Source organism: Nocardioides immobilis (genome assembly GCF_003515065.1).
GTDB classification, from domain to species: Bacteria; Actinomycetota; Actinomycetes; order Propionibacteriales; family Nocardioidaceae; genus Nocardioides; species Nocardioides immobilis.
The window spans coordinates 46,852-71,957 of sequence record NZ_QXGH01000027.1 but is presented as its reverse complement, the minus strand read 5'-3'; the positions used below and the strand labels follow the sequence as shown (position 1 = coordinate 71,957).

Annotated in this window: 26 protein-coding genes; 7 read left to right on the top strand and 19 right to left on the bottom strand. The window is 65.8% G+C overall.

Going from position 1 to position 25,106, the window contains the following annotated elements; all coding sequences use genetic code 11:
- Positions 1-14: 14 nt before the first annotated feature.
- Both D0Z08_RS21560 and D0Z08_RS32705 read left to right on the top strand, forming a co-directional pair.
- A complete protein-coding gene (locus tag D0Z08_RS21560) occupies positions 15-347 on the top strand; it encodes a hypothetical protein (protein ID WP_220454286.1) in 333 nt (110 codons plus the stop codon).
- Positions 347-679 (top strand): hypothetical protein, encoded by a 333-nt coding sequence (locus tag D0Z08_RS32705; protein ID WP_220454285.1) that lies wholly within the window; start codon positions 347-349, stop codon positions 677-679. The genes D0Z08_RS21560 and D0Z08_RS32705 overlap by 1 nt, the downstream gene beginning before the upstream one ends.
- 570 nt (positions 680-1,249) lie before the next feature.
- On the opposite strand, the gene D0Z08_RS21550 is transcribed toward D0Z08_RS32705, so the two are convergent.
- The 13 genes from D0Z08_RS21550 to D0Z08_RS21485 form a co-directional block, all read right to left on the bottom strand.
- The gene (locus D0Z08_RS21550) at positions 1,250-2,155 is read right to left on the bottom strand and encodes a metal ABC transporter permease (protein WP_245994280.1); all 906 of its coding nucleotides are present in this window, start codon (positions 2,153-2,155) and stop codon (positions 1,250-1,252) included.
- Positions 2,152-2,910, bottom strand: a complete 759-nt coding sequence (locus D0Z08_RS21545; protein ID WP_220454284.1) for a metal ABC transporter ATP-binding protein — start codon at positions 2,908-2,910, stop codon at positions 2,152-2,154. Before D0Z08_RS21545 ends, D0Z08_RS21550 begins: the two co-directional genes overlap by 4 nt.
- Positions 2,907-3,722: a metal ABC transporter substrate-binding protein gene (locus D0Z08_RS21540; protein ID WP_245994278.1), complete on the bottom strand. Its 816-nt coding sequence runs from the start codon at positions 3,720-3,722 to the stop codon at positions 2,907-2,909. Before D0Z08_RS21540 ends, D0Z08_RS21545 begins: the two co-directional genes overlap by 4 nt.
- A 522-nt stretch (positions 3,723-4,244) precedes the next feature.
- Positions 4,245-4,952, bottom strand: coding sequence for a metal-dependent transcriptional regulator (locus D0Z08_RS21530; RefSeq protein ID WP_182481418.1), 708 nt, complete (start codon positions 4,950-4,952; stop codon positions 4,245-4,247).
- Between the two features lie 234 nt (positions 4,953-5,186).
- Complete coding sequence (locus D0Z08_RS21525; protein WP_118927328.1) at positions 5,187-5,450, bottom strand: hypothetical protein; 264 nt, start codon at positions 5,448-5,450, stop codon at positions 5,187-5,189.
- 86 nt (positions 5,451-5,536) lie between these two features.
- Positions 5,537-7,186: a chaperonin GroEL gene (groL, locus tag D0Z08_RS21520; RefSeq protein WP_118927383.1), complete on the bottom strand. Its 1,650-nt coding sequence runs from the start codon at positions 7,184-7,186 to the stop codon at positions 5,537-5,539.
- A gap of 77 nt (positions 7,187-7,263) precedes the next feature.
- A complete protein-coding gene (locus D0Z08_RS21515; protein ID WP_118927327.1) occupies positions 7,264-8,289 on the bottom strand; it encodes an NAD(P)-dependent alcohol dehydrogenase in 1,026 nt (341 codons plus the stop codon).
- Positions 8,286-9,029 (bottom strand): iron-sulfur cluster assembly protein, encoded by a 744-nt coding sequence (locus D0Z08_RS21510; protein WP_118927326.1) that lies wholly within the window; start codon positions 9,027-9,029, stop codon positions 8,286-8,288. The genes D0Z08_RS21515 and D0Z08_RS21510 overlap by 4 nt, the downstream gene beginning before the upstream one ends.
- Complete coding sequence (locus D0Z08_RS21505) at positions 9,026-10,069, bottom strand: amidohydrolase family protein (RefSeq protein ID WP_118927325.1); 1,044 nt, start codon at positions 10,067-10,069, stop codon at positions 9,026-9,028. Before D0Z08_RS21505 ends, D0Z08_RS21510 begins: the two co-directional genes overlap by 4 nt.
- A gap of 104 nt (positions 10,070-10,173) precedes the next feature.
- Positions 10,174-10,509, bottom strand: coding sequence for a propane 2-monooxygenase effector subunit MimD (gene mimD / locus D0Z08_RS21500; RefSeq protein WP_182481423.1), 336 nt, complete (start codon positions 10,507-10,509; stop codon positions 10,174-10,176).
- 5 nt (positions 10,510-10,514) lie between these two features.
- Positions 10,515-11,621, bottom strand: a complete 1,107-nt coding sequence (locus D0Z08_RS21495) for an aromatic/alkene monooxygenase hydroxylase subunit beta (RefSeq protein WP_118927323.1) — start codon at positions 11,619-11,621, stop codon at positions 10,515-10,517.
- A 42-nt stretch (positions 11,622-11,663) separates the two neighbouring features.
- Positions 11,664-12,713 carry an FAD-binding oxidoreductase gene (locus D0Z08_RS21490; protein ID WP_118927322.1) on the bottom strand — a complete coding sequence of 350 codons (1,050 nt, stop codon included), beginning with the start codon at positions 12,711-12,713 and terminating at the stop codon, positions 11,664-11,666.
- A gap of 78 nt (positions 12,714-12,791) precedes the next feature.
- Positions 12,792-14,429: a ferritin family protein gene (locus D0Z08_RS21485; protein ID WP_118927321.1), complete on the bottom strand. Its 1,638-nt coding sequence runs from the start codon at positions 14,427-14,429 to the stop codon at positions 12,792-12,794.
- A gap of 115 nt (positions 14,430-14,544) precedes the next feature.
- Between D0Z08_RS21485 and D0Z08_RS21480 the strand changes: the two genes are divergently transcribed.
- A complete protein-coding gene (locus D0Z08_RS21480) occupies positions 14,545-16,218 on the top strand; it encodes a sigma-54-dependent Fis family transcriptional regulator (RefSeq protein WP_118927320.1) in 1,674 nt (557 codons plus the stop codon).
- 41 nt (positions 16,219-16,259) lie between these two features.
- Here D0Z08_RS21480 and D0Z08_RS21475 read toward each other — a convergent pair whose 3' ends face one another.
- From D0Z08_RS21475 to D0Z08_RS21455, 5 genes are all read right to left on the bottom strand, one after another.
- Positions 16,260-16,589, bottom strand: coding sequence for a putative quinol monooxygenase (locus D0Z08_RS21475; RefSeq protein ID WP_118927319.1), 330 nt, complete (start codon positions 16,587-16,589; stop codon positions 16,260-16,262).
- 74 nt (positions 16,590-16,663) lie between these two features.
- Positions 16,664-18,040 (bottom strand): FAD-binding oxidoreductase, encoded by a 1,377-nt coding sequence (locus D0Z08_RS21470; RefSeq protein ID WP_118927318.1) that lies wholly within the window; start codon positions 18,038-18,040, stop codon positions 16,664-16,666.
- A gap of 68 nt (positions 18,041-18,108) precedes the next feature.
- Positions 18,109-18,675 carry a hypothetical protein gene (locus D0Z08_RS21465; RefSeq protein ID WP_118927317.1) on the bottom strand — a complete coding sequence of 189 codons (567 nt, stop codon included), beginning with the start codon at positions 18,673-18,675 and terminating at the stop codon, positions 18,109-18,111.
- Between the two features lie 58 nt (positions 18,676-18,733).
- Positions 18,734-19,003, bottom strand: coding sequence for a hypothetical protein (locus D0Z08_RS21460; protein WP_118927316.1), 270 nt, complete (start codon positions 19,001-19,003; stop codon positions 18,734-18,736).
- Positions 19,004-19,291: 288 nt separating this feature from the next.
- Positions 19,292-19,984 (bottom strand): DUF1097 family protein, encoded by a 693-nt coding sequence (locus D0Z08_RS21455; protein ID WP_118927315.1) that lies wholly within the window; start codon positions 19,982-19,984, stop codon positions 19,292-19,294.
- 155 nt (positions 19,985-20,139) lie between these two features.
- On the opposite strand from D0Z08_RS21455, the gene D0Z08_RS21450 reads away from it, so the two are divergent.
- The 3 genes from D0Z08_RS21450 to D0Z08_RS21440 all read left to right on the top strand — a co-directional run bounded on the left by D0Z08_RS21450 (position 20,140) and on the right by D0Z08_RS21440 (position 22,950).
- Positions 20,140-21,978: a sigma-54-dependent Fis family transcriptional regulator gene (locus D0Z08_RS21450; RefSeq protein ID WP_147381499.1), complete on the top strand. Its 1,839-nt coding sequence runs from the start codon at positions 20,140-20,142 to the stop codon at positions 21,976-21,978.
- 313 nt (positions 21,979-22,291) lie between these two features.
- Positions 22,292-22,729, top strand: a complete 438-nt coding sequence (locus D0Z08_RS21445; protein WP_245994277.1) for an XRE family transcriptional regulator — start codon at positions 22,292-22,294, stop codon at positions 22,727-22,729.
- Positions 22,729-22,950 (top strand): hypothetical protein, encoded by a 222-nt coding sequence (locus tag D0Z08_RS21440; RefSeq protein WP_118927312.1) that lies wholly within the window; start codon positions 22,729-22,731, stop codon positions 22,948-22,950. The genes D0Z08_RS21445 and D0Z08_RS21440 overlap by 1 nt, the downstream gene beginning before the upstream one ends.
- Before the next feature lie 331 nt (positions 22,951-23,281).
- Here the strand turns inward: D0Z08_RS21440 and D0Z08_RS21435 are convergent, their stop codons facing one another.
- On the bottom strand, positions 23,282-24,127 hold the full coding sequence (locus tag D0Z08_RS21435; RefSeq protein WP_118927311.1) for an enoyl-CoA hydratase/isomerase family protein: 846 nt from the start codon (positions 24,125-24,127) through the stop codon (positions 23,282-23,284).
- Between the two features lie 161 nt (positions 24,128-24,288).
- Between D0Z08_RS21435 and D0Z08_RS21430 the strand changes: the two genes are divergently transcribed.
- A complete protein-coding gene (locus tag D0Z08_RS21430) occupies positions 24,289-24,948 on the top strand; it encodes a TetR/AcrR family transcriptional regulator (RefSeq protein ID WP_182481417.1) in 660 nt (219 codons plus the stop codon).
- Positions 24,949-25,106 lie beyond the last annotated feature (158 nt).

Genomic DNA, 25,106 nt, shown 5'->3' with positions numbered 1-25,106 from the left:
CCCGGACACGATCGATGTCCCGGCCGAGCTCGCGGCTGACTCGCTCCGAGCGCCGCTCGTGGCAGCCGCACCGGCGACTCTCGGCGCTCCTCAACCGCCAGAGCTTCGAGGACTGGAAGCCGACGATCGAACGCAACCTGGATCGCCTCAGCAGGCGGGTCACAGGTCAGCCGCACGAACGCAATCTCGACCGCTGGCGACAACTGGTCGACCGCGGCGACCTGCCGGGCCTGCATCGCGTGCTGACCGGTCTCGACCGCGACTCGATCGAGATGAGGGACGTCTCCCCCATGTCCGGACTGCTTCCTGACGACCAGCGCCGTGAAGCCCTGAAGGCGGCAGGCTGATGCGGCGCGATCAGCTGGAGCACGCGATCCGGACGGCCTGCCAGATCATCCAGCAGCCCGAGGTCATCGTGGTCGGCTCCCAGGCCGTCTTGGGCACGTACGACGAGTCGCAGCTCCCCGCTGCGGCGGCGATGTCGATCGAGGTGGACATCCTTCCGATCGCCGACAGCAACGAGGAGACGGCTCGACTGGCCGACCTGATCGAGGGCGTGGCTAATGATGATCTCCAGCGAAAATCCCAAGGCCACCGAGCGAGCACTCGCCTGGCTCAACTCGACACACAGAAGATCCGCCGGGCGGACTCTGGACTGACATGGGCAGAACGCCCGTAGATCGTCGCTCCAAGCCGGACGCGGTCGGACACCGGCGCGGCTGCAGGTCCGGCGCACGCGCTCGCACACCGAGAACCAGCAAGGGATCTGAACCAGCTAGGAGCGCCCGGCACGTACTCGAGGGTTCCGAGATGCTCAACACGGAGGTGGAAGCCGATTGCTGCACTCTCCTTGCCGAGGTTCTCCCCCGCCAAAGTTCAATGGGGAGAGTGCAACAGCGCTCGACGAGGAGGCCGCGTTGCGGGGCTCTGCTCACCGTCCCTGGACTCGAACCGTAGCGGCTGACTCACCCGGGAGGGCCTGTCGCCTGATCGTGCAGCAGACCCCAGCTCTGAGCGTGGCGTTGGCAAGGTCGGGGCCATCGCGACGGTCGGTGCGATCTAGAAAGTGCCGCCTGTCTAGGTGAATCTAGGTCGTGCGCTCGGGACTGGCCTTCAGCAAGGTGCATCAGCTTCTGTGTCAGTCGGGGTCCTCTATGCCTATGGTGCTCTGCGGCTCGCGGAGCGTCAGCGGCCTCAGCACGGAGCTGCCCATCGCCAGTTCCTTGGGTGTGGGGCATCGGTCCTCACCTCATGGGGGTGTCACGGGCGCTGAATGGCTCGGAATGGCACGCGACTCGCTCCCGTGTGAGCGCCATTTGGCGAGGAGTCCGTGTCGGGGGCTGAGCAGGTAGACCAGGAAGAACGCCGATCCCTGCACCACGACCACGAGCCCGCCGGAGGCCGCGTCGATCCAGTAGCTGAGGTAGATGCCGGCGACCGAGCATGCCACTGACGTGACAGGTGCGATGAGCAGCATCCGACGGAATCGGTCGGTGAGGAGGTAGGCGGTCGCTCCAGGGATGATGAGCATGGCCACCACCAGGACCACTCCTACGACCTGGAGGGACACCACTGCGGTCAGTGCGAGCATGCCCAGGAGCAGCGACCGTAGACGTCGGGTAGAGATGCCCAGTGCATGGCAGTGGATGGGGTCGAAGGCGTACAGCGTCAGGTCACGCCTTTTCAGGAGCAGGACCACCAGTCCGACGGCAGCCAGGCCAGCGACCTGGGCGAGGTCCGTCTCGGAGACACCAAGAATGTTGCCGAAGATGATGTGGTTGAGGTCGGTCTGGCTCGGCGTGACCGAGATCAGGACCAGCCCGAGCGCGAACAACGTGGTGAAGACGATCCCGATGGCCGCGTCCTCCTTGACGCGGCTGGTTGCGGAGATTGCCCCGATGGCGACGACCGCCAGTACGCCGAACCCGAGCGCGCCGATCACGAACGGGATGCCGGCGATGTAGGCGATGACCACGCCGGGAAGGACGGCGTGCGACACCGCGTCGCCCATGAGGGACCATCCGACCAGGACCAGCCAGCACGACAGCACGGCGCACAGGACCGCCGCGATGATCGTGGTCACCAGCGCGCGGACCATGAACTCGTACTGAAGCGGCTCCAAGATGAGATCAAGGAGATCCGGGTCGGCGCTCACGCCACACCGTCCAGGCTGGCGACGGCGGTCAAGCTGTGCGTCTCGAGCCCGAAGGCCCGGGCCAGTTGATGGGGCTGGAGCACATCCTCGACCGTTCCGTGGAGCAGCACATGACCCTTAAGAAGGACGGCCTCGTCAGCGAGCTGCGGAAGGCCGTGCAGGTCGTGCGTGGAGGTGAAGATCGTGCGACCGTCGGCGGCGAGTTCCCTCAGCAGTCGCGTGATGGTGGCCTCGGAGCGCTTGTCCACTCCGGCGAACGGCTCGTCGAGCAGGAGGACGTGAGCACCTTGGGCGATCCCTCGAGCGACGAACGCGCGCTTCTTCTGCCCGCCTGAGAGCTGGCCGATCTGCCGGTCGGCGAGGTCGGTCAGCTCTACCTGCGCGAGGGCGTCTGCCACTGCGGCGTGGTCGGCCCGGCGTGGCCGGCGTGTGAAGCCTTGATGGCCATAGCGACCCAGCATCACCACGTCACGCACCGACGTGGGGAAGGTCCAGTCCACGGCTTCGTTCTGAGGGACGTAGCTGATGAGGCCGCGACGACGCGCGGCGCCGGGAGTGAGGCCGCCGATCCTGACCTCGCCGGAGTGGGGCCGGACCAGCCCCATGATCGCCTTGAACAGGGTCGACTTTCCTGAGCCGTTCATGCCGATCAGGGCTGTCACGCGGCCGGCGTCGACGCGTAGTGTCACGCCGTCGAGGGCCGGTACCGCGCCGTAGCGAACGCCCAGGTCGTGGGCCTCGATCGCGGAAATCACGAGCCGCCTCCTGTTAGCGCCTCGACAATGGTGTCCGCGTCGTGGCGGAGAAGGTCGAGGTACGTCGGTACGGGCCCGTCGGCCTCGGAGAGCGAGTCCACGTACAAGGTTCCTCCGAAGGTTGCTCCGGTTGCGTCCACGACCTGCTGCATGGGCTCGCTCGACACCGTCGATTCGCAGAACACGGCTGGCACGTCGTTGGTCTCGACGAACTGGATGGCGGAGGTGATCTGTTGCGGCGTGGCCTGCTGCTCGGCATTGACCGGCCAGATGTACTTCTCCGTCATTCCTGTGTCGCGTGCGAGGTAGGAGAACGCTCCTTCGCAGGACACCAGGGCACGCTCGTTGTCAGGCAAGGACTCCAGCTTCGCGACCATCTCGCGGTGCACGTCCTGCAGCTTGCGCTTGTAGGTCTCTCCGTTGGCGGCGAACTCCTGCGCGTGGGCCGGCGCCAGCTCGGAGAATGCGTCGACCATGTTGTCGACGTAGATGCGGGCGTTGAGTGCACTCATCCAGGCGTGTGGGTTGGGCTTGCCCGCGTAGGCGTCCGCGGCGATGTCGATGGCATCGACGCCCTCCGAGACGACCACGTGCGGGACGTCGGCCGATTCGACGAACTGCGCGAACCAGGCCTCCAGGTTCAGCCCGTTGTCCAGGATGAGGTCGGCCTCCGACGCCTTGGCGACATCGCGTGGCGTCGGCTCGTAGCCGTGGATCTCCGCGCCGACCTTGGTGAGCGACTCCACGCGTAGGTGGTCACCCGCTACGTTCTCCGCGATGTCCTCGAGCACCGTGAAGGTGGTGAGCACCACCGGCCGGCCGTCTCCATCGTCGGAAAGGCGGTCAGCGAACGAACTGCACCCGGAGGACGTCAGCAGGAGCAGCACCGCGAAGGGGGCTGATCGGCTCCGGCGCCCGATCCGCCGAGTGGACATGGCCTCTCCCTGTGCGTGAGGGAGTGGCTGCTGGGGGTCGAAAACGTTTCGAACGGGGTCGACCCTGCCCACGACGCCGAATACTCCCAACATCGGCCGCCGCCCCATCGGTGCGCTGCTACCGGGCTGCATGGTCGGCCTCGCTCACCTGATCGTGGTGATGCGCGGTGCCGGTAACGCCCGCGGCGACGACCAGCGGAAGTGCTAGCGCAACAGCACCCGCAACCCAGCGCCGCACGCCTGGGCCCCCTCGTTCGCGGTTGCGGCTAGTCAACAACAGCCCCGGCGCGGCCGCGGCCACCATCCGCGAGACGACCCCCAGGAGGACGGGCCCGAGGTTGCCGACGAGACCGGTGGGAAGGAGCCGGCCGGTGGCGTCATACCTCATTGAGGCCGCCATCATGACGGGCGTCCGGCTGTGCTGATCGAGGCGACCACGCGGCCACGAATGACACCGACGAGCGTTCCGCTCAAGGAGTGGACCTCCCCCGCTGCGCGGACTGACATGACACCGGTATCGGTGGAGAACTGCTCGACGTCCAGCTCCGTGCCCGGCCCGATGCCGAGATGAGCCAACCGGCGAAGTGCCGCGCCGTCATGGTCGGACACCCGCTGCACCAGGAACTGGTCTCCGGGAACGGCGCTCGCGAGAGGCAGCTCCTGGTTCTCCAGGTGCAGCCCTGTCTTCGCAGGGATCGGGTCGCCGTGGGGGTCCCGGTCCGGAAAGCCAAGAGCCGCGTCGATAAGGTCCTCGACCCGCTCGCTCAGCCTGTGCTCGAGCACCTCGGCTTCAGCATGCACCTCGTCCCAGCCAAGCCCGAGGGCTTGATGCAGGAAGGTCTCGAGCAACCGATGGCGCCGTACGACGCTGCGGGCATGGGTCATACCGTGCTCGGTGAGCAGGACATGTCCCCACGTGGCCTGCTGGATGAGGTCGCCTACTCGTAGTCGGCCGATCATGGCCGACACCGACGGTGCAGCCACGTGCAGGCGCTCCGCGATGGCCGCGGTGCTGGCTGGCTCACCACTTGCTGTCAGCGTGAAGATCGCCTTCAGGTAGTTCTCCACCGTCTCGGTGTGCTCGATTGCGCAACAGGGACGGCTCATAGAATGTGTGTGGGCTCCGGACATGGCCCGAGATTAGGGCCGTCTAATTCGCATTCCTGTCGCAATTTGAGACCGACGTTTCAACGACGCGGCGGAATCAGTTTCAGCCGTCGCCGACACCGGTCGATCGCACAACACGGCGTGTCCCCTGGTTGCGTGGTATCTCCAGCCATGCGATGAAATTGGGGGCGTCAAACTCTGCGCTCTGTCTCAATGTGAGGTGGATTAGCGTCATCACGACATCAGGCAGAGGACACTCCCCATACCTACCGCGACTATCGCGAGGACAAAGGCCATCGTTGCGAACTTCTTGCCGACGTAGCAGGAAGCGCCGATGATGCCCCAGCCGATCAGCGGTTGTGCGTGCGACCGGCTTGCGGCATGGGGCGGCCGATTAGGTGCGATCCAATTGAGGCACAGCCCGCGCGCAACGAAAATGGCGATGAATACACTCCCAACGAGCGCTAACACATTGCCGAACTCGAGAGCGGTCATCATCAGCTTCCTTCAGAAATTGACGAACGGCCGGACCCCTGCCGCGTATCCGCGCGCAGTGACCGACCGTTCGGGTGGTGCAGCTTCGGTCAGTAGATGTTGGACGGGCGGACCATTCCCTCGGCGAGGTCACCGAAGCCGGGCGCCATGATGGCCCCCGGATTGCCCATGACTTCCTCGACGATCGCGGTCTCGGTCGTGATGAGGAGCGCGGCGATCGACGCCGCGCTCTCCAGGGCCGCGCGGGCTACCTTGAGCGGGTCCATCACGCCCTCGTCGAACATGTCACCGTACTGCCCGGTCAGCGCGTTGAAACCGTGTCCGAGCGGGAGCGACGCGACCACATCGACGACCTCTTCGCCCTCGTAGCCCGCGTTGATGGCAATCCAACGCAGTGGCTCCGGCAGAGCGCGAGCGACGACGTCTCGGCCGATCGCCTCGTCCCCGGTCAGCTCGATCTTGTTGATTACTCGGTGTGCCTGTGCCAGGGCCGTGCCGCCGCCGGCCACCAAGCCGTCTTCGAGAGCCGCTCGCGTCGCCGCGAGAGCGTCTTCGACACGCAGCATCCGTTCCTTCAGCTCGACGCTGGTCGCGCCTCCGACCCGGATGACGGCAACTCGTCCGGTGAGCCGCGCGATGCGCAGTTGCAGGCTGTCCTGGTCTGCGTCGATCCGCGCCCGCTCGACCTGGGTCTCCAGCTGTGCGATCCGTGCTTCGACCGAGGACTCGTCGCCGTGGCCTCCGACGATGGTCGTCTCGTTCTCGGTCACGGTGATCCGGTCGCAGGATCCGAGATGCTCGAGCGTGACCTCGGAGAGCTCGATGCCGGTGTCCTTGGCGATGACATGGCCGCCCAGAGCGACCGCAAGATCCTGCAGCTCCGCCACCCTTCGGTGACCGAAGCCGGGTGCACGGACGACGACCGACTGCATCGTCTTGTGCATGTTCCCGCCGACCAGCAGCTGCAGCGCGGGGCCGTCAACGTCCTCGGCGAGCACCACGAGCGGCCGGCCTGCGCGCTTGGCCGTCTCGATGGTCGGCATGATCTCCTGGACCTGGCTGATCTTCTTGTTCGTCAGCAGGATGACCGGGTTCTCGTGCACCGCCTCCATGCGCTCTGGGTCGGTGACCATGTAGCCGGAGATGTAGCCATGGTCGAACTCGATGCCGTCGACGACGTTGACCGACATGCCCAAAGTGTCGGACTCCTCGGTCGTCACGATGCCGGACTTCCCGACCCGGGTCACCGCCTCGGCGATGATCTGGCCGATGGTCTCGTCGTCGCTGGCGGCGAGGGTGGCCACGCGCTCGAGCTCGCGTTGGCCGGCGACCTGTGCCGACTGGCGCTTCAACGAGTCGACGACGACCGGAATGGTTCGCTCGATGCCGCGGCGCAGGCGCATCGGGTTGGCCCCGGCCTCTACTGCACGCATTCCCTCACGGACCATGGCCTGGGCGAGGACGGTGGCGGTCGTCGTGCCATCACCGACCACCCCGTTGGTCTTCATCGCGACTTCCTTCACCAGCTGGGCGCCCATGTTGGCGAAGGGCTCCCTGAGCTGGATCTCGCGCGCAATCGTCACGCCGTCATTGGTGATCGTGGGAGGTCCGGTGAGCTTTTCGAGCACCGCGTTGCGGCCCTTCGGGCCGAGCGTGACCTTGACCGCGTCGGCCAGGGCGTTGACCCCGGACTCCAACAGTCGTCGTGCGTCCTCGTTGAACCGCAGTTCCTTTGCCATGGTGAGCAACCCTTCACGTTTGTCTGAAATCGGTCTGTTGTTGGGGTGTTGCGGTGATGCGGTGGTGCGTGCTCCGGTCAGGGGACGAGAATCGCCCGGCCCCTGACCAGGCCGTTGTCGAGATCGTCGAGCGCCTGCTGGAAGTCCTCGAGCGCGTACTTCGTGGTGTGAAGCTTCACGCTGCCCCGGGCCGCGAGGACCATCAGCTCCTGCAGGTCGTTGTACGACCCGACCAGGTTCCCGATGAAGTTGATCTCGGTTGAGATCACGTCGATGGTCGGCACGTCGATGTTCTCGCCGTAACCGACCACGTAGTAGTTGCCTGCGCGGCGCAGCATCGCGATGCCCTGGGCGGTGGCGCCGCCCTCGCCGACGAAGTCCACGACTGCCTCGGCGCCGTGCCCCCCGGTGAGCTCCAGAACCTTCTCCACTTGGTGGCCGTCCGCCAGGATGGTGACGTCGGCACCGATCTCCCGGGCGAGATCGAGAGCCGCCTGGTTGCGGTCGACGACGACCAGGGTGACGGCAGAGATCGCCTTCATCACCTGGATGCCGATGTGGCCCAAGCCGCCGGCCCCGATCATGACGCAGACGTCACCGGGACGCGTGGCCCCCGCCGCTTTCGCAGCTGCGTGATAGGCAGTCAGGCCGGCGTCCGCGAGCGCGGCCACGTCCGCCGGCTCAAGGCCGGGGTCGATCTTGACAACGCTGCGGGCGCTGGTGAGCAGATACTGGGCATACCCGCCATGGACGTCGATGCCCGGGAACTGGCTGTTCTCGCAGTGGACGTCGTCCCCAAACCGGCACGCACGACACAGCCCACAGGTGATGAGCGGGTGCACGATCACCTTGTCCCCGTCCGCCACGTTGGTGACGGCATCACCTGTGGCGTGAACCCAGCCGGCGTTCTCGTGGCCGATCGTGTAGGGGAGCTCGACCCCTGTCTTCGCCTCCCACTGCCCCTCCAGCACGTGCAGGTCGGTGCGGCAAACACCAGCCCCGCCGATCTTGACGATCACATCGAGCGGGCCCTGGACCGTCGGCTCTGGGATCTCATTCAGCTGCAGCTTGGTGTGGTAGCCGATGACCTGTACTGCCTTCATGCCGTCCTCCTCGTGTTCGTGATGTGCAGGTCGAGCGACTCTTCGTCCTCGTAGCGGGTGGCCAGCAGTCCGCGACAGAAGTGACCGTTTCCGTCGATGGAGATCCGGACCGACTTGGCGAACCGCAGCCGCATCGGCACCTCATCGGGAGGCACGGGCGTGCCGTGCTCGTCAACGAAGACAGGCAGGTCGAGGCCGATGCCGAGGCCGATGGCCGCGCGTCGGCGCAGGAGCGCCTCCCTGGCGCGGCCAGCTGGCAGGTTGCGCAAGCGCAGACGATAGATGTCGGACACCGCCAGGCTCGTCGTCTTGAGCTGCATCTCGATGCAGCGCTCCATGGCGGCGAGGTGTGCCTTCCGCTGGAAGGTCAGTCGCAGCTCGTCGAGGCTGTCCTCGGCCTCGACACCGAACGTCCCGCGGTAGCCGGCGTCCGCCTCGAGCCCTGCGTTGATCTTGTCCGAGTCGTGGTGGTCGTCGAGCAGGACCCGGACCGCCCTGATGTCCTCCACGGACCGAAGCGCATCGACCGCGTCGGAGGCCATCAGATAGGCGAAATTCGGCGAGCAGAACGAGGTCGGCAACCGGAGGTGCACGGTGACTCCGCTGTCGTCGATGGCGACCGAACGAACGAAACCGAGATCGGTGATCGGCTCGTCCAGCTCGGGGTCGACCACAGTCCCCAAGGCCGTCAGAATGGCTGTCTCGAGAGTCGTGTCGACGCAGACGGCGACGGCCGTCATGACGCCACTGCCTCCTTCGCGCCGGCCGCCACCTCGACACCGGGGTCGGCAGCAGAAGTAGGAAGCCTGAGGCTCTCGGGAACGTTCAGGTCGTAGAGAGCTGCCGCATTGAGCCCGAGAATCTTCTTCTTCTGCTCGATGGTGATCGGCGCGTACTCCGTCATGTCCTCCGGGATCTGGAAGTCCACGAACTTCTCGATCAGCCACTTCGGCGTCCACAGCGCATAGTCGCTGGCGAAGAGGATCTTGTCCTCGCCGATCCAGTAGAGGAGTTCGCCGATGATCTGGGCGAAGTAGCGCGGGCGCGTGTGGATGAAGGGCATCGCCACGGCCAGTCCGCCGTAGACGTTGGACTCCTGGGTCGCGATCCAGCAGAAGTCCTCGAGGCGGGGCAGTCCCACGTGCTCGACGATGAAGTTCAGGTCAAGGTAGTCGGTGGCCACCTTGTCCACGTCTGCGACGTCGAAGGCGTCGCGGTCCAGGGGCCGGATCGTCGGACCCTTGTGCACGTGGATGTTCGTGATCCCGAGCTCGATGCACTCCTCGAGGTAGCGGCGCGACCACTTGTCGTCAAGCTTGTACCCGCGGGAGTCGCCGTGCCACTCCGCTGTGTACAGCTTGACGCCCCTGAGCTGCATCCGCTCGGCGTCCTTGCGCAGCTGCACAAGGCCGGCCTCCTCGTGACGAGGATCGTAGGCGTGGTTGTAGGTGAGCCGGTCCGGGTTGTTCTTCGTCAGCGCGAAGGCGTCCTCGGTCTGGCCAAAACCGTTGTGGTAGAAGTCCGAGAGCAGCGTGGCCTGGAAGATCGCGTGGTCGGCGTATCCCTCGTTGAAGACGTCCTTCATCAGCCGGTCGGCACCGTAGTAGGTGTAGGTGTCGTAGTCCCACACGACCTCCTCCGGACTGAGGTTCTTGTGGTAGTCGTAGAAGCAGTCGATGAACTGCTTACCCTGGAGGTTCTTCAGGTTCGACTCGCGGCCGTCCCACAGGTGAATGTGGGCGTCGCAGATGTAGTAGTCCTCGCCGTCCTTGCTGTACATGCCGTGCCTCGCTTCTGCTCGTCTGTTGCGGTCTGTCGTGGTCTGTTGTAGAAGTCCCGCCCGGGGCCACAGACCCGGGCCCCGGGCGGGACGGTCGTGGCGACTCAGCTCGCGGTGAGGTCGAAACCGATGAACTCGGCTGCGTCCTCAGGACTCGCGAACAACATGGTCTTCTCGTCGAGGTGGACCATCCGCCCGTAGTGGGTGGAACTGATCTCCTCGAAGGTCGAGCCGTCGAACTCGACGCCGAGGGCCTCGGTGAGCTCGTCGTAGTCGAACTCCAAGAGCCGGACGCCGTCGACGCGGATCATCGACGGGTACTCGGTCAGCTCGACGCCCTCCTTGTTCCCCATCACCTCCGCGACGACTCGGCCGATCGGGGTGTTCATCAGGGTGACGCCACACATGTTGGAGAACTCTGTGGCGGATCCGAACTGCATGGCGGTCACTGGTCAAGCTCCTTGGGGATGTCGAGCCCGAGGTCCTCGAGCACGAATGAGAATTTCGACTTGGCGTTCTCGAGGCTGGTCGCGAAGGTGACCGCCTTCTCGGCGGGCTGCGACCAGATCGGCTGGAGCGCCCGGACGGCCTCGAGGCACCGCGGCACCCAGGTGCTCATCCACTGGCCGAACAGCTCCTTGTTGGCCGCGCCGTGCTCCTCGTCCTGGGTGAGCAATCGGAAGAGCGCCCGCGTGTATCCGAGGTCGCGGTCGTAGTCGTGCTCGCCGGTACCGACGATCGTGGGCGTGATGTAGTCGCCGTTGCGGGCCGAGATCTGCATGACGAGCTCGGTCCGGAAGAGTGAGCCGACGAGCTGCTCGAAGATGATGTTCGTGGCGAACAGCAGCTCCGCCCAGTCACCCACGGCCGTGAGCTGCTCGACGACCTTTCGGGTCGGCTGCCACTCCGGCGCCTCCTGCCACACGGCACGGTGCGCCGCTCCGTCGAACTCGACGTCGGCTTCGGAAAGGTCCAGGTTGAACAGCGCGAGGTCCTGCGCGAAGCGCATCTTGTGGGCCGCGTTGACTGCGACGGCTGTGTTGATCATGTTGCTGGGGCCGGAACGCTGGACTGCGGTGAACACGTGTAGGGCCAGACCGTTCTCGGCGTGCATCCACGCACCGACGTTCCGTTCGATGAACTTCAACCACGAGGTGTTCCAGTTGTCGTAGACGCTGGCACGCTTGGCGTTCTTGAGGCACAGCTCGACCTGGTGGACGACCGCAGAGTTGTTGCGGTAGATCGACTGCTCCCACTCCTCATTCGGATCGAGGAAGGCGTGCCAGTTCGACGACTTCGCCTTCGTCCACTCCTGCGGGTAGCCGCCCGGGCCATCGCCGAAGCCGTAGATCCAACCCTGCGTCAGGTGGCGCTCCGGGTCGGGCTGCACGTCGACAGTGACGTCTTCGTACATCGTGGCCCGCAGCTTCGCCGGCTTGTAGTAGTTGTAGGTCCGGCTCTTCGAGCTGGGGAAGGTGAGCGCTCCCGCTTCCGAGTCCGTGAACTCGATCTTGGGAAAGCTGCGTTCCTTCTGGTCGGTGATGTCCGCCATGGGTGTCAACTCCTGCGTGGATGGGTTGGGATGGGTTGCTGCTCAGTCCGCGGTGAGCGGGCTGGTGAACGAGTCGTAGAAGACCTGGTCTGCCGGAACGCCTTGCTGATCGAGGAAGACCAGTGCGGCATCCACCATCGGCGGCGGACCGCACAGGTAGACCTCGGCCTTCGCCAGCGCCTCCTCGTGACGGGCGACCACGTCGGTTACGTTGCCGGGCTCGGCCCGGAAACCCAGCGAGGTCGGGTCCTCCGGCATCGACTCAGAGAGACAGACCGTGAACTCGAAGTCCCGGAGCTTCTCCCCGAGCGACGTGATCAGATCGACGTAGAACACGTCGTCTGGTGTCCGGGCTCCGTAGTAGAACCGCACCGGACGAGTGCTGCCCGTCTCGTTCAGGTGCTTGAGCAGGGACAGGATCGGAGCCATGCCGGCTCCCCCGCCGATGCACACGACCGGGAGGACGTGCGCGTCCTTGAGGGTGAACGAGCCGTAGGGTCCGGTGATGTCCACCCGGTCCCCGACTGCCAGGCCGTCGTCGAGGAGCGCGGCGAACCGGCCCCCCGGGTACTTCTTGATGAGGAACTCGACCTCGCCGGGAGTCGACTGGGTGCTCGCCATCGAGAATGAGCGGTGCTCGTCGGTGCCCGGAATCGTGATATCGGCGTACTGCCCCGGCTTGAACTCGTACGACGCCGGCTGGACCGCCGTCAGGCGCAGGGACACGATGTCACGCGTCATCGCTTCGATGGCGGTGACTCGGGTCTGCACGTCCTGGATCGGCACCCCGCCCAGCAACTCGTCCTCGTCGAAGTTGAGCAGCTCGATCGTGCAGTCGCTGAAGGCGTGCGAGCGGCAGAGCAGCACGTAGCCCTCGTCGACCTCGGCGTCGTTGCAGGCGAACGTCGAGTAGCGCTCCATCTGGATCTCGCCATCCAGCACGTAGGACTTGCAAGCCGAGCACTGGCCCTCACGGCACCCGTGCATCAAGTGGATGCCCTGCCGAAAGGCCGCGTCGAGGATGTTCTCGTCCTCGCCGACCTCCATTTCGATGTCGACCGGGTCAAACCTGATCGTGTGCTTGTCAGACACCCGGGCCCTCCTTCGTGGATGAGTGGTAGGACCCGGTGGCGTCGCCCCGCGGAACGACGCCACCGGATCATGAAGAGGTCAGGAGCTGGACTTGGTGCCGTTCGCCATGTAGTCCGCGATGTGCGCTACGCGCTCTTCGTCGGACATCTGGTTGAGAAGCACGTTCGGGCTCATGAAGTGGTTGCCGCGGACGTCGTCCAGGGTCCACATCTTCTTGGGATCATCGAGCTGCAGGTGCGGTTGACCGATGAGGGTCTTGCCGTCGTCGCGCACGTAGCCGAGGTCCTGGACGATGTCGGCGAGATCCTTGTCGTGGTGCAACGTCTCCCACTCACGGAACCCGGTGAGCCGGCCCATGTTGGGCGTGGGCCGGCCCTCGTACTCGGGCCGGAATGCCACCGCGTCGGTCCAGTAGCAGGTCTCCGAGCAGTACGTCCGCCACTGGTCGTCGACCTTCTCGGTGACCATGTCCTCGCGGATGAGGGCCGGAACCATGCAGGTCCAGCAGCGGTGCGGGTACTGGTAGCCAACGTCCTCGAATGCGATTGGCTTGTTGTTGCCCGGGTGGGCGAGCCGGCTGTACTCCTCCCACCACTTGCCGTACTTGGAGTACCAGCCCGGGTACTTGTCCTCGAACCACTCGAAGTCCGTGTCGGTCATGGCGTCGATCCGCCAGTAGTTGACCGGCCATCCCGTGGCGAAGAACCGTGCCACTTCGTGCACGTAGCCCTTGTTGACGATCCGGTTCCATGCTTCCTCCACGAGGTCGTGGGGGATGGTGAGGCCGTACTTCTCCAGCGGGATGAGGTAGCTGCGGTAGTAGTCGTCGTAGATCCACCGACGCCACATCTCCGCGTAGCTCTCCCGGTCCTTGCGGCGGTCCTTCGTGCCGTACTCGATGAAGGTGCCGATGGCGGCATCCACCACACAGTGGTTGTTCCACCACGCGTAGCGCATGTCGCGCTCGAGAAGCGGACGGTTGCGCTCGTCGGCCAGGGCCATCAGCAAGATGGAGTAGCCGTTGGAGATGTGGCGCGACTCATCGGACTGCACCGAGTGGAAGACCGTCGGCAGCAGGTAGTCACCGTTGGCCGCCGCCTCGTCGGGCATGGCCACGAACAGGGTGTTCGTGAACGCCGTCTCGGCCACCACCGTGAGGTAGATGTTCGCCGCCGTGATGGCATCACCGGTGATGAAGCCTTCACCGAACTGGCGCCCGATGGTGCCCGCGTAGTTGTTCGCGAACGCCTTCTCTGTCATGTCGAACCCGGCGGGGTCGATGTAGTTGTTCATGTAGAGCTTCTTGAGGTTCATCTGGATCGTCGAGTGACGGACCTCGTCGATCATCTGCACCGCAAGACCGTTGTGGATCTCGGGGTTCGGGACCGCGTCGATAGCCATCGGCATCGCACGGGCCGCCGAGATCTCCGGGAACGGGATGATGGACAGGAACAGCTTCTGCCACTCCAGCCAGCGCTGCTGAACCTGGCGAAACATGTTGCCCCGGATGGCGCCGTCCATGGCGCCGTAGACTCGGTTGTCCTTCTCTTCCTCCATCGGGAAGTAGGACCGCATGATCTGCTTCAGCGGGTCCTTCTTCGGCGCCTTCTCGAACGTGTAGTCAGTACCGAAACGAGTGGCAGGGGTCGCGAAGGTCGGTTCCCAGGTCAGTTCGCTGATCTTCGCGTGGGCTTTGGTGAGACTCTGGCGGCTCAAGGTTGCCTCCTTGGTCGGGGCCGGTGAGGTCACTGATCAAACTCGGCTCCGATCCAGCGGCCGGTCTCAATGTGAGACGTCAGTCACATCGCACGAATCTAAGGTCGGATTCGTGATGGAAACCCGTTCGTACATCCACGTCTCCTGGCAGCGGTCGAAGGAATCCCTGGTCGACATCGACCATCCGGACCCGACCTTTGTGGACGCGATCGACCGCGACTCATTGCTCCTGCGCGCCGCGCGCCCTGTGCTGTCCTCGCTCGCTGCCGAGCTCGCCAATGAGCCGGTCTGCCTGATCCTCACCGACAGCCACGGCGTCGTCCTGCTGCGCAGCGGTGGCGACAATGCGCTGATCGGCGCGCTCGACGCCGTCCGTCTGGCACCCGGTTTCCGCTACAGCGAGTCGGACGTCGGCACCAACGGCATCGGCACCGCCCTCGAGATCGGCGGGCCGATCCTGATCAATGGGCACGAGCACTACACCGGCAACCTGCGACGGTTCTCGTGCGCCGGCGCCCTCGTAACCCATCCCGTCAGCGGGGCCCTGCTCGGCGTCATCGACATCACCACCAAGGCCGAGAACACCAACCCCCTCCTGCTCTCCTTCGCAAAGCTCGCCGCTCGGCGGATCCAGGAACGGATCCTCGAAGAGGCCAACGAGCTCGACGCGGCGCTGCTCGGCGGCTACTACTCGGCCTGCAGGCACTCCGGCGGACCGGTGATCGCGGTCGGAAAGGAGGTGTTCATGATGAACTCGATTGCCCAACAGCACTTCGACGCCGGCGACCAGGCAGCGCTGCTCGACCAGACCAGGGAAACGATTGGTCGCATCGACCCGTGCACCCTGCTCGCCGACCTGCCGAGCGGTGTCGTTGCACGCCTGACCTACCAGCCGACGTTCGTGGGCGAGGCACTGGCCGGCGGAATCATCCGGGTCAAGCCGCAGGGCGCTCCGCGCACCAGCGAGACCCACGGTCCGGCCCTGCCGGGACTCGCCGGCACGAGCGCTGCATGGCGCCGGATCAGCCACGAGGTCAGCACCGCTGTCTCGCGGACCGAGTGGGTGCTGCTGCAGGGGGAGGAGGGCGCCGGGAAGCTGGCCCTCATCGTCGCAGCCCATGACTCCGTTGCCCGGGACCATCGCTTGGCCATCGCGGACGCGAGCGCTGACGACCTCGTCGAGCAGGTGACCGCCGACCTCGAGGGTGGCGCCGACATAGTCATCCGGCACGCCCATCTGCTGTCCAACGAGCAGCTGGACGATCTCGTCGAGCTGTTCCAGCGCGTCCAGGACAGCTCCGTAGCCCGAGACCCTTGGGTCGCCCTGACCACTTACCCGGACGACGGAAATCCCGAGGTCGGCGCGCACCTGCTGCACTTCTTCCCGCGCACGGTCTCCGTCCCGCCCCTACGGCACCACGTCGAGGACCTTCCTGCCCTGGTGCGATCGTTGCTCAATCGCGCCGGCGCCACCGACCTGGTCCTGTCGAAGCCAGCCCTGAACCAACTGATGCGCCTGCCATGGCCGGGGAACGTGTCCCACCTGCGCCAGACGCTGCACGCGATCTGCCGCACCCGGCGCTCCGGAATCGTCGACATGGCCGACCTGCCGGCGGAGTGTCGGGCGACGTCGCGGCGCAGCCTGACGCGCCTGGAGACACTGGAGCGCGACGCAATCATCGAGGCGCTCAAGGTCCACGGCGGCGACAAGGCCGCCGCATCGGAGTCTCTCGGGATGTCACGCGCGACGATCTACCGTCGGATCCGCGAGTACGGGATCGTCAACTGACCGGCCAGGATCCTTGTCCCTGACCGGTCACTGTTGGCGGCTCAGCTCTGATCTACCGAGAGCTCGCCGAGCTCGGACCAGTCAACGCCCGGAACGTCGAAGTTCACGATCCGCGGCGTCTCCACCAGGTGGGGTGGCAGCGTCATGCGAGCGTCCTTGAAGTGCTGCGAGCCGACGTGCTGGCCGCCTGCTTCGGGATCGCGGAAGGCCTCGACCAGGACGTACTCGGTCGGGTCGTCCAGGCTGCGCGACCAGTCGAACCAGAGGCAGCCCTCCTCGGCGCGCGTGGCCTCGGTGAACGCACCGACGATCTCGGGCCAGCGCTCGGCATCTGCGGGACGGACGCGGAACTTGGCGGTGATGAAGATCATTCCCCCAGCCAAGCACGCAGGCCGACCCCACTCGATCTCGATCTGAGACGTGCGCGTTCCGCAGGAGCGGTGCCTCACCAAGCGACGGCAGGGTTGAGCAGGTTGTGGGGGTCGAGTGCCGCCTTGATGGCGGTCTGCACGGCGTGCGAAGTCGGGTCGAGCTCGCGAACTAGCCACGCCCGCTTGAGCCGACCGGTGCCGTGCTCTCCCGTGATCGTCCCGCCGAGGTCCAGCGCCTTCTGTGTGATCGCGTCGAACGCCGCCAATGCCGCGGCCCTGCTCACCGGATCAGCGTCGTCAAAGATGACGGTGGGGTGCAGGTTTCCGTCCCCAGCGTGGCCGAAGACGCCGATCACGATGCCGAACTGATGGCTGATGTCCTCGATCGCCCCAATCAGGTCGACGATCCGGGACCGTGGCACGGCGACATCGTCCAGCAGCCAGTCGCCGAGGCGCTCGAGGGCAGGCAGGGCAAGTCGTCGGGCTTCCAGGAGGAGAGCGGCCTCTGTCGGGTCGGAGCTTCGCGCCACATCGAGGGCACCGCACTGCTGACAGATGTCCTCGATCAGGGTCAGCAGATCTGTCGCGTCCCGGTCGTCACTCTGGACCAGGAGCAGGGCAGCCACACCCCGCCCCAGCCCCATGTGCGACATTTCGTCGACCGCCTGCACGGTCGTGCGGTCGAGGATCTCCATCAACGACGGCGTCAAGCCGGCTCGGATCACGCCCGCGACCGCGGCACCGGCGTCGCTCAGGCCAGCGAACGACGCCACCAGCGTCTGCGCCGCGGGCGGCCCGGGAACCAGCCGGACGGTGATCTCCGTGATCACTCCGAGCGTGCCTTCGGAGCCGACGAAGAGCCGAGTGAGGTCGTAGCCCGCGACGCCCTTGACGGTGCGACGTCCCGTACGCATCACCCGCCCGTCGGCAAGGACGACCTCGAGCCCGATCACGAAGTCCCCGGTCACGCCGTACTTGATGCAACACATCCCACCGGCGTTGGTCGAGACGTTGCCGCCGACGGTGCACATCTCCACGCTTCCCGGATCGGGCGGGTAAAGTAGGCCGACGGCGCTGGCAGCGGCGCGCAGGCTCGCGGTGATCACCCCGGGCTGCACCACCGCGAGCCGGTCCTCCGCGTCTATCTCGAGGATCTCGTTCATCCGGTGCAGCGACAGCACGACGCAGCCGGGCGAGGCATTCGCCGCGCCGCTGAGACCGCTGCCCGCACCCCGCGCGACCGTCGGTATCCCGAGCTCGTGCAGCACCTTGAGAGAGCGCGAGACCTCGTCGGTCGTGCGGGGCATCACAACGGCGAGGGGGAGGCAGAAGTCGGTCAACCTCGACTGGTCCCGGGCGTAGGAGGCGATCACGTCGGGGTCCGCCACCACGATGTCGGCGGGAAGGAGCTCCTCCAGCACCCGGAGGGCGTCTTGCTCGCTCGTCGTCATCGCTATCCCCCACCTCCTCAGGGATCAGCGCGTGCGCTGTGTACGGCGTCGTATGGAGCTGTTGCTTGTCAGCTCGCGGAGTCATCCTGGGCAACGATGCGCCACGGCGGGACGAAGCCCTCGCCGATCCGCTTGTCCCAGGAACGGAACGACGCTAATACGCCGTCCGAGGTCTCTGCGTTGGTCTGGTTCTCCGGTCCGGACGCGATGGCGAGCAGCCCGTAGTAGAAGAGCGAACGCACCTGGGCCTCGGGGCCTTCCTTGTGCTGTTCGAGCTCGCCCACGGCGGCGGGGAGGAATCTCTTCACCAGCCTTTGCGCTCCGAGCCCACCGCTGCTTGCGAGTCGGTGAGCACCGTCCACCACCGCTTCACGTGCTGAGGTCGTCGTCTCGTACACGTTCCCGGATTCGAGCTCGGCGCCCACCACCGGCGCGTCCGCAACGGCGCGCAGCAGCAGGCTGGCGATCGTCACGGCATGCTCCATCGTGTACGGCGGCTCAGGGGCTTCCGGTCCGAGGAGATGAATGGCCAGTCCATCGAGATACAACAGCTCCATCGCAGGCATGGCGTCGGTCGTGAGCTGGCTCAGGCCGGCAACCGCCAGTCCCTGCCAGTCGGCAGTGGTCGTGTTCATGGCGTGACTCCATTCTGCGTCGCCAAGGCGGACGGGCATATTGACTGAACTGACGTGTTCACGGCGCCGTGCTCAGCGGGCACCCGTGCACGTGGTCGACGGGTACGGCGTCGTTCCACTCGGCAAGACAGATGCGACACAGGCGAACTCCCGGGCCTCGCTCGATCGAACGAATCACGGGCTCACCCCCTGCCAGCGCATTCTGCGCGAACGTGAAGATGCTGAACTCGTCTTCGGACATGTCCTCGCGCGGCTGGTCGACCAGCGTGCGGATCCGACTCAACGCGTAGCGCATCCAGGCCTCGCCGGTCACTGCCTCGCTGGTCACTCGTCGTCGGATTCGTCGCCGTGCCTGTCGACGACCCACGAGCCGTTTGATGCCAGGTGGACCTTCCCGCCCCAGTCTTCCGAGTCCCAGTCGATCATCGTCTTCCCCGTTCAGAGATGGGTGCGACGGTTGCTGTTCGCCAGGACCGCCGGTGATGCAATGACTCCATTCGACCGCTGTTCCGGCTCGCCGCGGGTCTCGATCTGAGACGTCCGTGATGGCCGTGGCGGCGGGTACGTGAACGCCGTTCTCCGACGTCCACGCACCCGGTCGTTCGTCCGGCCTCACTCACGCAGATGGCGCGGGTGTGGTCTCCGTTCGGCTCGGAGCCGGGAACACAGCCGCGAGAAAGCCCGCGACCTTTGTGGAGACCACTCCCAGCAGGACACCGCACAGGAGGGTGGCCGTGCACGAGAGGAATACCCATTCGATCGGCGTGGACAAGACCCCACCGAACGCGCCGCTGCCTGCGGTCGCGGGATCGCCGAGGGCATCGACGCTGTTGCCGACTCCGCCGCCGCCTTCCGCCCAGCCGTCCAGGCCAGTAGCGATCCACCAGAACACGATCGTGGCGAAGCCACCGAAGGTTCCGGGGATGAAGTACCAGTCACCGAGGCTGCCCGACGCGGTGACGATCAGCGCGAGAACTCCGGCCGTTGCAGCAATGCCCCAGAAGTCCGGCAGGTCGGCAACTGTCGGTGAGATCCACATGAGCAGGAGCCCGCTGAAGGCTCCGATCACCGAGGCAACGGCCACCTTGCCCGCCGCGGCTCGGTCGGCACCGGCAGCGAAGAACATCGCCCAGGAGACGAATGCTGCCGGTGGAATCAGGTGGAAGTTGTGCGGGAGCGACAGGCCGATCCCCAGGTCGCCATCACTGAACCAGTGGAAGCTGAAGTTGAGCGACACCTCCAGCCAGAGGAAGGCCAGCAGGCCTACGGCGACGCTGAGCGGCAACAGGGACTTCAGTCGCTGGGTCATGTGCGTGTTCCTTTGTCGAGACGATCCGACGAGCGGTCGCGCTCGTCGGGACAAGGCACGAAGCCGGTCGGAGGGCACGCGGGTCTTGACGCCGCGTCGACCGCTGTCGTGGCTGTCTTGCCGCGTCCCATTCGAGTCAGAACGGGTAGTGTGAGGTGTCTCACTTTGAGAAACTGACGGAGCGCACGGTGACAACAGACTCAGATGAGTGGGCCGTCGCGATTGAACGAGCTCGCGACCGCCTGCTGTCGGGCGCAGCGGTGTCACCCCAGGCATATGGGCCGCGCGACGAGATTCTTGCATCGTGGCGACGCTCCTACGACGACGGTGCCGGCGCGGACGAAATCAGCGCGCCGTACGACGCGAACCTCAACCTCGCCACGAAGCTCGTGAAAGCTGCCACCCCGGTGATCCAGCGGGTGCAGGAGGACATCATGGGCAGCCCGATAACGGTGATCCTGGCGGACAGCAGAGGCAAGATCCTCCTTCGCCGGTCGGGCGAGCGCCAGTTGGCGTCTGCCCTCGATCGGGTCCAGCTGGCACCCGGTTTCAACTACTCCGAGAAGTACGTCGGGACCAACGGGATCGGGACCGCCCTCGAAGGCCGGACCACCTCGCTGGTGCACGGAGTGGAGCACTTCAACGAAGTGCTCCGCACCTACGCGTGTGTGGGCGTTCCGCTGCGCGATCCCAACACCCACCGCATTCTCGGCGTCCTGGACATCACCACGTGGTCAGAACTGGCGAGCCCGGCGCTCACGGCGCTGGTCCGCCAAGCCGGTAGCGTCATCGAGGAAGGCCTCCTCGAGCTCAGCGGGCGCGGCGCGAAGGCCCTTATGGAGGAATACCTCCATGCGTCGCGCGTGCGCGGATCACACGTCCTCGCGGTCAGTGCCGAGGCACTGCTCGCCGCACCTACGGTCACCTCGCTGCTGGGCGACATGCGGCGCGACGACCTCTGGCCCTTGGCCCAAGAAGCCCTGGCGGCGGCCGAGCGGAACGACGTTCCCATCGTGCTTTCGAACGGCACGCAGACGTCCTTGCAGATGAGAGCGGTCTCGCGTGAGGGCCAGCTCGTCGGAGCGATCATCGAAGTCGTCCCGACGGAGAGGCTCCAATCCACCGCTGCCGCAGCGCCCCGCCAAGCAGCACCTGTCGCGGGCTTTGATGGACTCAGCCCGGCCACGATGGGCGCCGCAGTACTGGTGAGCCGTCATGCCGATGAGCGTCAGCCCGTGTGCCTGATCGGCGAAGGCGGCGTCGGCAAACAGATGACGGTCCGAGCCGTCGCGTCGCAGCACTTCCCGGCACGCAACCTGATCGTGGTCGACGAGGCGGAGACGCCACGCAGCGGGTCCGAGATTGTCACTGCCGTTCTGGAGGACCTGCGCCGCGGTTCGCCGGTCCTGGTCAAACGTGCGGAGATGCTCGCCGACGGAGTCCTCGCGAACCTGATGTCGACCGTCACCCGGCACGAAGAGCCCCTACCGGGCTGGCTCGCATTCAGTTTGCGGACGACCGCTGCCGAGGGCCAGGACCAGGCGACGTCCGCGCTGAGGGCCGCGCGCGTGCCCTTCGTTGCCGTGCCTCCCCTGCGGACGCGCGTCTCGGACCTTGAGAAGATCATCCCCGCGATGATCCGTCGCCACGCAGGGCGTCGACACGTCACTGCCACGCCGGCGCTGGTCTCGCGGCTCACACGACAAACGTGGCCGGGCAACCTCACCGAGGTCGACGGCGTCATCAAGCAAATGGTCAGGGAAGCCCGGGGCGACACGCTGGACGAGGCCGACCTGCCACCGGAACGCGGCGGGGGACTCAGGCGACACCTGACGCCGATCGAGTGGCTGACCCGGGAAGCCATCGTCGAAGCACTGCGGGCCAACGGCGGCGCCAAGGACAAGGCGGCCGAGTCATTGGGAATCTCCCGAGCATCGATATACCGCAAGATCAAGACCCTGGAGATCGACGTCGAAGCGATTGTCCCTGGCTGAGATAGTCCGGCCACGCTCCGACCTGATCCAACTCATTGCTGACCCCGAGCGAAATCCACGCACGCAGGAAGGTTGCCGACGCGGAACTCACCGAGATGTTCCAAACGTCGTAGCCCGCTGCACTTGGAAAGTCGGGCGACCAACCTGACCATGGACGTTGTCGGTCTGCGCGCTCATCGGTGCGGGGCTCAGGCGGGTTATCGCAACACCTCCGCTTGGCCACAGCTCGGCCTGAACCTGCTGTTGCCAAGTTGTTGCCACCACGGATGTCGAGACGGGCACCACGCAGTCCGACCTGTCACGGCTCAGCGGCGTGCGCCATCCGAGCATCAGCGGCTTCCTCTCCGGCAGGGTCGACCTCAGCGACGACCAGCTCGACCGGTTGCTGTCATGCATGGGCTTCCGCCTCGAGGTCGTACGACGGCCCGTCGTCCCGCAGCTGACTCGCTCCGAGCGCCGCTCGTGGCAGCTGCACCGGCGACTCTCGGCGCTCCTCAACCGCCAGAGCTTCAAGGACTGGAAGCCAACGATCGAACGCAACCTCGATCGCCTCAGCAAGCGGGTCACAGGTCAGCCGCACGAACGCAATCTCGACCGCTGGCGACAACTGGTCGACCGCGGCGACCTGCCGGGCCTGCATCGCGTGCTGACCGGTCTCGACCGCGACTCGATCGAGATGAGGGACGTCTCCCCCATGTCCGGACTGCTTCCTGACGACCAGCGCCGTGAAGTCCTGAAGGCGGCAGGCTGATGCGGCGCGATCAGCTGGAGCACGCGATCCGGACGGCCTGCCAGATCATCCAGCAGCCCGAGGTCATCGTGGTCGGCTCCCAGGCCGTCTTGGGCACGTACGACGAGTCGCAGCTCCCCGCTGCGGCGATGTCGATCGAGGTGGACAAACTTCCGATCGCGGCTCCAGGCCCCGTCGCCGATGACGGCGGACTCCCGCGTCAGTCTGTCACCAGTTCGTGAGGCAGACCCCGCGACTCGGATGGAGTCTTGGCGCTCTGGACCGGCGGTGATTGACGACGGCGGCGGATGCCGTTGTTGGTGAGACCGACAGCGATCAGTAGTGCGGCGCCGTTGAACAGGTCGGAGAGCCAGAAGGGCGCACCTGTCAGTTCGAGCCCCCTTCACGCCGACCGCGAGAGTGAAACCGCCAGGACCGTGCCCCAGACGTTGACGCGGCCAGGCTTGATCTGAGTCGAGCCGAGAAACGCTGCCGCGAAGGCCGGCAGCAGATAGGCGGGACCGGTACGTCTCGAGGGCGACGTCTACCAAGCCCCGGGAGCCGGACGCCTGGTCACTCCGCTCCGCGGCCGGCTTGAGCAGAGGCAGCGATATCTTGGCTGCTCGGCCCGCGGAACGAGTTGATGACGTCCTTCAGCCCCCGATTCACGATGCTCTGACGCACCTCAAGGACGGCGGGACTGAGGTGCAGGAGTGCGTCCATCTCCGCCCCGGCCATTGCCGCGGTCCGTGTCCCCATGGCCTCCATGGCCCGATTGATTGACGCCTTCTTCAGGGCCAGGACATCCGAGGGCACCAGCGCGATCCGCGCGGCGAGCGCTCGAACCGTGTCCAGGAGTGCGTCGGAGGGAACCGCGTGGTTTGCCCAACCCCACTCCACAGCGGTGCGCCCGTCGATCGTGTTGCCGGGAAGGAAGGCCAACTCCTTCGCCCTCTTCGGTCCCACGAGCGGAGCCCACATAGGAGCTATATAGCCGCCACCGAGCGGTATCGCCGGCTCTCCGATGCTCGCGTCGTCGGTCACGATAGTGATGTCGCAGTAGACGCACATCTGGGTGGCTCCGGCCAGACAGTACCCATGGACCGCAGCAATCACCGGCTTGGGATGGTCCCAGATCGCCAACCATCGGTCGATGTTCCCGCGCAGGCGCGCCCGGTCACCGACAGGGTCAGCGACACGGGGTGCGCCGACCTGGCCGATGTCGTATCCCGAGGAGAAGCCACGGCCCTCCCCGCGAATCGCCAGGACCGGCCCTCCCTCCTCGCGGAGCGATTCAAGAGCGTCGCTGAACTCATCGAGCATCCTCGTCGAAAGCGCATTCGCATGCTCCGGACGGTCGAGCACGATCCATGACAACGGCCCGTCGTGTTCGACGCGGACCGACGATCCATCGGGCATGGGCACTCCTCACGCGTTAGCTGACTTGCTGGCCGCCCCGGGGGACCCGCTCGAGCGTAGGCATTGCGGGGCGCCATGGTCAACTGTAACGTTGACGACAGCCGCACTTCGGCAGAACCCGTACGATCTGCCAGTCCCGGCAGCAGGCAGGAAGGACCGCGGTGCCCACCACGAACAACACCAGTCGGATTTCCCAGCGACGCAAGGCGGCGATTGCCGAAGGAGGTCCCGAGTACGCCGCAAAGCGCGCCAAGCTCGTCCAGACGGCGGCCGTGGTCTTCCGAGAGAAGGGGTACACGACCGCCACGCTCAACGACGTCGCCGAACGGTTCGGCACGGACCGCGCCTCGCTCTACTACTACGTCGGCAGCAAGGAGGATCTCCTCTACGAATGCATCTCCACGGTGCTCGACGCCAACCTCGAACAGGGCCGCAGGATCGCCGCGGGGCCGGGCACCGTTCGCGAGAAGCTCACCGAACTGGTAACCCTCACGCTGAAGTCCTACGAGGAGCACTATCCCTACGCGTTCGTGTACATCCAGGAGGACATGAGCCACATTGCCGGTAGATCGACCGAGTGGGCCGAGGAACTGGTGGGCAAGACCCACGAGTTCGAGAGGCTGGCCTTCGACCTCGTGAGCGCGGGTATCCAGGCAGGTGAGTTTCGTTCGGACCTGCCGACGGGCCTGGTCACCAATGGCCTCTTCGGGATGATGAACTGGACGCACCGGTGGTTCGTCCCTGGCCACAGCAAGCACGACGCCGCCGAGATCGCCGGGACGTTCCTGTCCATCTTCCTGGACGGCATGGCCCGTACCTGAGGCCCAGCAAGATCGGCGCCCAGATTCTTGATGGCCGCCCCGCGGTGGGCCGGAGCCCGAGGAGAGTCGTGGCCGCCTGGCTGCCACAGCACAGCCTCCCATCTCGGGCGGTTGTCAACATCCACGGTGACACACTTCAACCGCACATGTCAACAGAA